Below are 8,056 nucleotides of genomic sequence, written 5' to 3' on the forward strand. Positions count from 1 at the left end.
CCCCAAAACCTTGGACGCGTTGTCTCGTCACGCCACAACGAACTGGACTCCTTGCGGGGGGAATAGTCATGAGGAGACTGCTGGCGCTTGGGCTTCTCGTATGCGCGATGACGGCTGTTCAGGCCGAAGGCGCTGTGATCGTCACGAGCGATAAGGTGACCTTCCTCACCTCCACCGGCGCAACCAGTGCCACCGGTCCGCTGCCCGACCTCGGCACAGCCACACCACAGCCTGTTACCGTCGGATCCATCACGTTCAGCTCGCCGCCGCCCAGCACTGTCGTCATCGGTGTGGCCGGGCATGGGATTCTCGATTGGACGACGCTTCTGCCCGGAAACGATATCGCCATCAACGCCGTCGAGAACCTCAACATGGTGTCGGCCGCGCCCGTTTTCGCAATGGGTTTCGATTTCGTCGAGCCGGCCCTTGGTGGCAGCACCACCGACACCTGCTTCGTGGCGATCTGCACGGATTCGACCTTCGCGGTCACCGTGAAGAACGGATCGACGATTATCCACGCCTTCACGTTCAACGCCGCGGACGATGTCGCGGCGTTCGTCGGCGTGTGGTCGTCGGACGCCTTCGATCGCCTCGAAATCCGCGAGCTCAACAATACTATCGACGACGAATTCTGGGGCCAAGTCTATACGGGTGACCGCCCCCTGCCCGCCGTCCCAGCGCCCATGACGCTCGCCCTGTTGGGCGCCGGTCTTGCCGGTCTCGGCCTGATGCGCCGGTGCGCGCGCTGAGACCGCTGGTGCCGGACATCGACTAGGCTCGGCCCATAGCAGTTCGTATCGGCAGTGTTTTTCAATGATTGTCCGCTGGCACTAGACTTGCCGGCCAGTCGCCGGGCGCATCATGAACTCGACGACCTGCCGCTTCATCGAGGAGGATGAGATATGGCTCTCAGATCATTGACCCTGGGGTTTGCTGTCGTGGTGGGGGTCGGGGCGGTTCTACTTTCGACCGAGGCGGGCGCCGTACCGGTCACGAACCCGAGCTTCGAGGCCGTCCAGATCGGCTCACCGTTCTTCTCGACGAACGTCGCCGATGTTCCGGGCTGGACGCGCTCCGGTGCGGCGGGTGACGCGGCAGTGTGGCATGTCGGCTATGTAGACGGGGGTGGAAGCATTACGGTCGCCGGCGAGGGCAATCAGTTCGTCACCCTCGGCGGCGGAGCCAGCGGATCGGTGGGCGAGACGCACTGGTCGCAGACGATCGGTGGCTTCGTGCCGGGGCTGGACTACGCGCTGAGCTTCATGATGGCGACCGAGCACGGCACGGACCTGCCGGAATTCGCCATTTCACAAACCATCACGGTCTCACTCCTTTCGGGCTCCGATACAGCCGCGCAGTCATTCACGGAGGATGCGCCTGACGGCGCGAACTATTGGCGAGTCTGGGTGACGAAGCTCATGGTGTTCCACGCGACGGATTCAACCGTTACGCTGGATTTCGGTTCCATCACGCCATTTGACGTCGGCCTGGACAACGTGCGCATCGACGCGGCGGCGGTCCCTGAACCCGGCTCCCTGCTTTTGCTCGGCATCGGACTGGCGGCCCTCGTGCTGTCGAGCGCAGGCGCTCGTCTCACCCGCGCGGCGTGGAGGTGCGGTCGCCCGTAAGGGCTGCTCCCGCCCCTGAGTCCTGAGTGCCGATCAGGCGCGCGCGTGCCGCGCGGCGAATCGCTCGATCCGCGCTCACACCGCCGTCGTGCTCGCCGTAGAGCACCAGGACCGGCGCTTTCACGCCCTTCGCCTCGGCGGAGAAGTCCGTCTTGTGAAAGGCGGTGAAGTAGTGTGAGAACGCGTCCGGCGTCGCCGTCCGCCGCGCATGCTGGAGGATGTGGGCGGTCACGGTCGGCGCGAGGCGCTGGCCGGGCGAGCCCTCGATCACCGTTCTCGCGGCCGCATCGTCGCGGACGACGCTCTCGAACATCCGTGCGACCTCCGGCGGGAACGGCACGCCGCTCGCGGGCACCGGGGTCACGCCGACGATCGTCCGCACTCGCCCGCCGGCGTCCACCGCCACGCGCTGCGCGGCCATGCCGCCCATTAGGGCTACGATCGCCGCTTGGCCATGGGTGCCGTGTTACAGCGCTGTCGCTCATGAGCTGGGAAGATCCCCCGAAACCTCGGCTGGCGTACAATGCTTGGCGAGCCGCCGCCGAAGGCGAGACGGGCGACTCTGGCAATGCAGTGGCAACGTCCGCAAAGCGTGAGAGCGAACCGCGGCCGAGCAATCACGGGAGACACGCCATGACCACTCCGATACGCATCGCCCACTACCTCAACCAGTTCTTCGCCGGCATCGGCGGGGAGGAGCGCGCAGACGTCGGCGTGTCCGTGCGGGAGGGGCCGGTGGGCCCGGGCCGCGCGCTCCAGGCCGCTCTGGGCGACGCGGCGCGGGTGGTGGGCACCGTGATCTGCGGCGACAACTTCATCAACGAGAGCCCGGAAGCGGCGCTGGCGGCCATCGTCGCGCATCTGCGCGAGCTGGCGCCCGACGTGGTGGTGGCGGGGCCGGCTTTCGGCTCCGGGCGCTACGGCCTGGCCTGCGGCATGGTCTGCCGCGCGGCGCGGGAAGCGGAGCTCCCGGCTGTGACCGCCATGCATCCCGAGAACCCCGGCGCCCTCGCCTACCGGCGGGAAATCATCATCGTCCCCGCCGGCGAAAGCTCCACGTCCATGCAGCCGGCGCTGGCGGGGTTGGCACGGCTCGCCCTCAAGCTCGGCCGCGGCGAGCCGCTCGGGCCCGCGGAGATCGAGGGCTACATTTCCCAGGGTACCCGCCTGGTCTGGGACCGCGGCCGCCCCGGCTACCAGCGCGCGCTCGACATGCTGCTGGCCAAGCTCCACGGCCGGCCCTTCGTCAGCGAGGTGCCGTTCCGCGCCCCCGAGCGCGTGACGCCGGCCCTTCCCATCGCCGATCTCTCGCGGGCGCGCATCGCCATGGTCACGACGGGCGGGCTCGTGCGCAAGGGCAACCCGGACAAGCAGGTGGCGGCCAATGCCACGCGCTACCACCGCCATTCGGTGAAGGACCTCGAGGCCCTGACCCCGGAAGGCTGGGAGGCCTACCACGCCGGCTACTTCAACCACATCGTCAACCGGAATCCGAACTATATCCTGCCCCTGTCCTTCCTGCGCGACCTCGAGGGCAAGGGGCAGATCGGGCGGGTGCACGAGTCGATGTACGCGCTGCCCGGCGTCTCGACGCCGGTGGCCATGGCGCGCCAGCTCGGGCGCGCGATCGCGGAAGATCTCAAGGCGGGTGGGGTGGAGGGGGTGCTCCTCGTCGCCACCTGAGGCACCTGTAATCGTTGCGGCGCAACGATAGCCAAGGAGATCGAGCGGGCCGGGATCCCGGTGGGGATGATCTCGGCCATCTACACCTTCGCGATGACCACGGGCGCCAACCGGGTGATTCGCGGCGCCCGCATCGAGCATGTCTGCGGCGATCCGAGCCTGGGGCCGGAGAAGGACTACGCCTACGGGATGCGCATCGTCCGGAAGGCTCTCGAAGCGCTCACCGTCCCGGTGATGGGACCCACCCTCTTCGACCCCCAGGCGGGGGACATCCAGGAGCCGAGCCATGCGTCTTGAGCTGGGGAGCTTCCCGGTCCGCACCATCAGCTTCGGTCCGGCCACGCGGTGGGATGCCGGGCACCTCACGGTGGACCGGGCGGCGGCGCTCCGCGAGGTGCGGCGCGACCCGCGTATCGTCACCGCCGACCTCGAGCTCGCCGCGCCGGGCGACTCCGTGCGCATCTGGCCCGTGCGCGACGTGATCGAGCCGCGGATCAAGGTGGAGGGGCCCGGGCAGTGCTATCCGGGCATCTGCGGGCGCGACGTCACGACGGTGGGCGAGGGGCGCACGCATCGGCTGTCGGGGATGGGCGTGGTCGAGGTTTCGAGCGTCAACTGGCACGACGCCGGCGGCGACTTCGTCGAGACCTACCTCGACATGGCCGGTCCCTTCGCCGAGATGTATCCCTACCAGCGCCTGCAGCTCCTCTGCGCGGTGGTCGAGCCCGACCCCGCGCTGTCCGACGAGAGCCGCAACGACGCCGTCCACAAGGCAGCGCTGACCGTGAGCGATCACGTGGCGCGCGCCACCGCGGGCCTCACGCCGCCCGAGCGCGAGACGTTCGAGCTGACGCCATGCGACCCGGCGCTACCGCGCGTGGCCTATATCTGGGGCGTGCACTCGCCGCAGGCCATGTCGGGCTCGCTCACCGCCTTCTGCACGGCGACCTACGGGCTCACCCAGCTCACGCCGCCGTGGATGCTCCACCCCAACGAGATCATCGACGGAGCGCTCACCGGCCCCTACCGCACGGCCTTCGCCATGTCGTGGACGGTGGCCAATAATCCGCTCTTCCTCGACCTCTTCCGGCGCCACGGCAAGGACTGGAACTTCCTCGGGGTGATCGTGCTCCGCACCGAGTGGACGACCCAGCACGAGAAGCAGATGATCGCCAACCAGACCGCCAAGACCGCCAGGATGCTGGGGGCCCAGGGGGCGGTGGTGACGTGGGACGCCGGCGGCAACGAGTTCATCGAGGTGGTGCGCACCATCCAGGCCTGCGAGCGCCTCGGCATCAAGACGGTGTTCCTCACCAGCGAGGACGACGCCACCGACGGCGCGCCCACCATGCTCGAGCCGCTGCCCGAGGCCGACGCCATCGTGAGCACGAGCTTCTTCAAGAACGTGACGCTCAAGGTCGCCGACCCCGGGCCGGTGAGCCGCGTGATCGGCCTGGAGCGGAAAGTCATCCACCGCGGCTCGGGGGTGGGCCTACACGGCGGCTCGGACTCCGCGCTGCCGACGGCCGGGACGCTGCCGCCCCCGTGGCGTTACGACGACCACTACGGCTTCGGCAGCCTCTCGTGTATCGAATGACGGGCGAGCGGTGCGTATGACGGAAACGACGCTCGCTAGGCCGGTGATCCGCGGCGTGCGCTTCTTCCTGGCCCATGCCCCGGGGCTGGTATGCCACGGCTCCAAGCCCAGCCGCGACATTAAGCGCGAGCCGGCCGTGAAAGCGCGGATCCAGGCTGCGCTGCGTCCCTTCGAGGCCGCCCGTGACTACCCGCCCACGCAGGTCCTCCTCGGCGCCCTCCACCCTGACGCGCTCCACGACCTGCCGCGGCCGTGGTTCGGCGTGGGCAAACCCGGTGAGCGCCGTGGTCCTCACGGCGAGATCGCCCCCGAGGAGGAGCTCTACGGCCTCCTCAAGATCGCCGACGCCTTCGATCTGGTGAGCATCGAGCGCGGCTTCGTCGCCCAGGCGCGCGCCGCTCTTTCCGCGCATCCCCTCGTGACGCCGGCGGATCTGGCGCGGCTCGGCGACGGCGTGGCCGACGGCGAGATCGCCGCGCGACTGGCCGGGACGCTGCCCGCTCTGCCGCTCACGCTGCGCTCCGGCCGGCGGGTGGGGGCCATCGTCGCGGGCCACGAGGTGGACGCCACGCTCTCGGCCGACGTGCTCCTCGAGAACCTCGCGACCAAGGTCACCGCCGCGATGGCGCTGCGCGGGCTTCTCGCTGCCGAGGGCGTCGAGGCGGCATCGATCGACTACGTGCTCAATAGCGGCGAGGAGGCGGTGGGCGACCGCTACCAGCGCGGCGGCGGTAATCTTGCCAAGGCGGTGGCCGCCGAGGCGGGCTGCGCCCGCGCCACCGGGGTCGACGTCAAGGGCTTCTGCTGCGGTCCCCTGCATGCCCTCGCGCTAGCCGGCGGCCTCGTGGCCTCCCGCGTGTTCGAGCGTGTGGCCGTGGTGGCCGGCTGCTCGCTGGCCAAGCTCGGCATGAAGTACCAGGGGCACCTGCTCCATCAGCAGCCCGTGCTCGAGGACGTGCTGGTGGGCGCGGCGATAATTGTCGCTGCCGACGACGGGCGCTCGCCTCGCCTCCGGCTCGACGTCCTCGGCCGCCATACGGTCTCGGCCGGCTCGTCGCAGAAGGCCATCCTCGAGGCGCTGGTGGTCGAGCCTCTCGAGCGGCTCGGGCTCAAGTTCACCGACGTGGACAAGTACGCCACCGAGCTCCAGAATCCCGAGCTGACCGAGCCCAGCGGCAGCGGCAATGTGCCGCTCCTGAACTACCGGGTCATCGCGAGCCTCGCCGCCCTCCGGAAGGAGATCGCGCCCGCCGACGTGGACGGCTTCGTGCGGCGGCACGGGCTGCCGGGCTTCTCGCCCACCCAGGGCCATATCGCCTCGGCCATCCCGTTTCTCGGCCATGCCCTCGACGGCCTGCGCGAGGGCCCGCTGCGCCGCGTCCTGCTCCTCGCCAAGGGCAGCCTCTTCCTTGGCCGCATGACCCAGATGGCCGACGGTCTCTCGGTGCTGCTCGAGCGCAACGACTCATGATGATCGGGGAGGACACATGAACCTCAAGGGCAAGAAGGTGATAGCGCTGGGCGAGCGTGACGGCGTGCAGGGCGGCGCGCTGGCCGCCTGCGCCCGGAGTGCCGGCGCCGAGGTGGTGCTGGAGAAGACCTACTGCTTCGTCTGAACGGCGGCCGGCGCCCTTGACCTGGAAGGTCAAGACGAGATCAAGCGCGTGGCGGAGCGATTCCACAAGGAGGACCTCGTGGTGCTGCTCGGCACGCCCACCGAGGACAGTAGCCGTCTCTACGCCCTGACCGTGACCAGCGGCGACCCATCCTGGGCCGGCGCGCTGGCCGGCGTGGCGCTCGACCTGCCCGTCTATCACGTCGCCGAAGAGGCGCTCAAGACCCAGATCTCCCCGGCCGACTACGAGGAGCACGTGGCGCTCATGGCCATGGCCATGGATGTGGACGCCATCGCCTTGGCCGTGCGCGGCGTGCGCGAGGGCCAGGGCTGATTTCCGGCGCGGTGCCCGCGGCCTCCCCCGCGTGCCCGAGGCCAATGGGAAGGTCGAACGGAGCCACCGCACCGACGCCGATGAGTTCTACCGACGGACCGCCTTCCGCACAGCGGCCCAGCGGGTGACGTGATCTTGCCCCGGTTTCATGGGCACCCCAGATCGCACGAAAGTGCGGTAGGGCGGTCCTCCGCGGAGCGTAGATAACATAAGACCCGTTCTCAGTCATGGCCCGCCGCGCCCGAGGGTCTTCCCCCCGGGTCTGCCTTGTCACAGAGGAGAGCATCGTCTATCCGGTTCTACCTGATGCAGGTCAGCCCCTTCCTCCAGTGGACGCGCGCTTCGCCGTGCTGTTCGGCGGCGCGATGGTGGCCGCGAACGCGCTCCTCCTGCTTACGTCCAGGCGGCTGCGGGCGATCGGCTAGATTCTCCCTCTCCGCGTTGTGCTATCATCCGCGGCACCCTTTCACATCATCGGAGGTCAACCATGAGGCAGCGCGTCACACGATCACTGTGGATTCTGACCTGCTTCGCCATCATCGCGACGCTCGGGCCGGCAGTCCGGGCCTCCGCCCAGGACAAGCCGCGCTACGGGGGCGAGCTGGTCTTCGTGGTGGCCGCCGAGCCGCCGGGCTTCGACGGGCACCGGGAAGAGACGTTCGCGATGCTCCACCCGGTCGGGCCCCATTACAACACCCTCCTGCGGGTGGATCCCGTCGACAAGACAGGCACGAAGTTCATCGGCGACCTGGCCGAGTCCTGGACCGTCTCCGCCGACAAGCGCACCTACACCTTCAGGCTGCGGCAGGGCGTGAAGTTCCACGACGGCAGCGTGATGTCGTCCAAGGACGTGAAGGCCTCCTACGACAAGATCATCTTCCCCCCGGCGGGCGTCGTCTCGAGCCGCCAGGCCGCCTACAGGGCGGTGGAAGCGGTGGAAGCCCCGACCGCCGACACTATCGTCTTCCGGCTGAAGTGGCCCGAGGCGTCCTTCATCGCCAACCTGTCCTCGCCGTGGAACTGGATCTACAAGGCCGACATCCTCGCCAAGGACCCGCACTGGTACGAGAAGAACGTGATGGGGACGGGGCCCTTCAAGTACGTGGAGTACGTGCGGGGCTCGCACTGGATCGGCAAGAAGAACCCGGACTACTGGGACAAAGGCAAGCCCTACCTCGACGGCTACCGCGCGATCTTCA

General features: G+C 68.7%; 8 protein-coding genes. 7 read left to right on the forward strand and 1 reads right to left on the reverse strand.

What is annotated here, in order from left to right; translation table 11 throughout:
• The first annotated feature begins 68 nt into the window (after positions 1-68).
• Both Q7W02_18755 and Q7W02_18760 read left to right on the forward strand, forming a co-directional pair.
• On the forward strand, positions 69-749 hold the full coding sequence (locus Q7W02_18755; GenBank protein MDO8478199.1) for a PEP-CTERM sorting domain-containing protein: 681 nt from the start codon (positions 69-71) through the stop codon (positions 747-749).
• Between the two features lie 153 nt (positions 750-902).
• Positions 903-1,628: a PEP-CTERM sorting domain-containing protein gene (locus Q7W02_18760; protein MDO8478200.1), complete on the forward strand. Its 726-nt coding sequence runs from the start codon at positions 903-905 to the stop codon at positions 1,626-1,628.
• Here the strand turns inward: Q7W02_18760 and Q7W02_18765 are convergent.
• Positions 1,594-2,049: a hypothetical protein gene (locus tag Q7W02_18765; GenBank protein ID MDO8478201.1), complete on the reverse strand. Its 456-nt coding sequence runs from the start codon at positions 2,047-2,049 to the stop codon at positions 1,594-1,596. The two genes, Q7W02_18760 and Q7W02_18765, sit on opposite strands and share 35 nt — an antisense overlap.
• A 212-nt stretch (positions 2,050-2,261) precedes the next feature.
• On the opposite strand from Q7W02_18765, the gene Q7W02_18770 reads away from it, so the two are divergent.
• The 5 genes from Q7W02_18770 to Q7W02_18790 all read left to right on the forward strand — a co-directional run.
• Positions 2,262-3,608, forward strand: a complete 1,347-nt coding sequence (locus Q7W02_18770) for a glycine/betaine/sarcosine/D-proline family reductase selenoprotein B (GenBank protein ID MDO8478202.1) — start codon at positions 2,262-2,264, stop codon at positions 3,606-3,608.
• Complete coding sequence (locus Q7W02_18775; GenBank protein ID MDO8478203.1) at positions 3,598-4,908, forward strand: glycine/sarcosine/betaine reductase component B subunit; 1,311 nt, start codon at positions 3,598-3,600, stop codon at positions 4,906-4,908. The genes Q7W02_18770 and Q7W02_18775 overlap by 11 nt, the downstream gene beginning before the upstream one ends.
• Before the next feature lie 16 nt (positions 4,909-4,924).
• Positions 4,925-6,379 (forward strand): glycine/sarcosine/betaine reductase complex component C subunit beta, encoded by a 1,455-nt coding sequence (gene grdC, locus Q7W02_18780; protein ID MDO8478204.1) that lies wholly within the window; start codon positions 4,925-4,927, stop codon positions 6,377-6,379.
• Between the two features lie 16 nt (positions 6,380-6,395).
• Positions 6,396-6,857, forward strand: a complete 462-nt coding sequence (grdA, locus tag Q7W02_18785; protein MDO8478205.1) for a glycine/sarcosine/betaine reductase complex selenoprotein A — start codon at positions 6,396-6,398, stop codon at positions 6,855-6,857.
• Between the two features lie 487 nt (positions 6,858-7,344).
• On the forward strand, positions 7,345-8,056 hold a 712-nt coding region (locus Q7W02_18790; GenBank protein ID MDO8478206.1), incomplete at its 3' end, for an ABC transporter substrate-binding protein.

Source organism: Candidatus Rokuibacteriota bacterium, assembly GCA_030647435.1.
In the GTDB taxonomy this organism is placed as follows: Bacteria; Methylomirabilota; Methylomirabilia; order Rokubacteriales; family CSP1-6; genus AR37.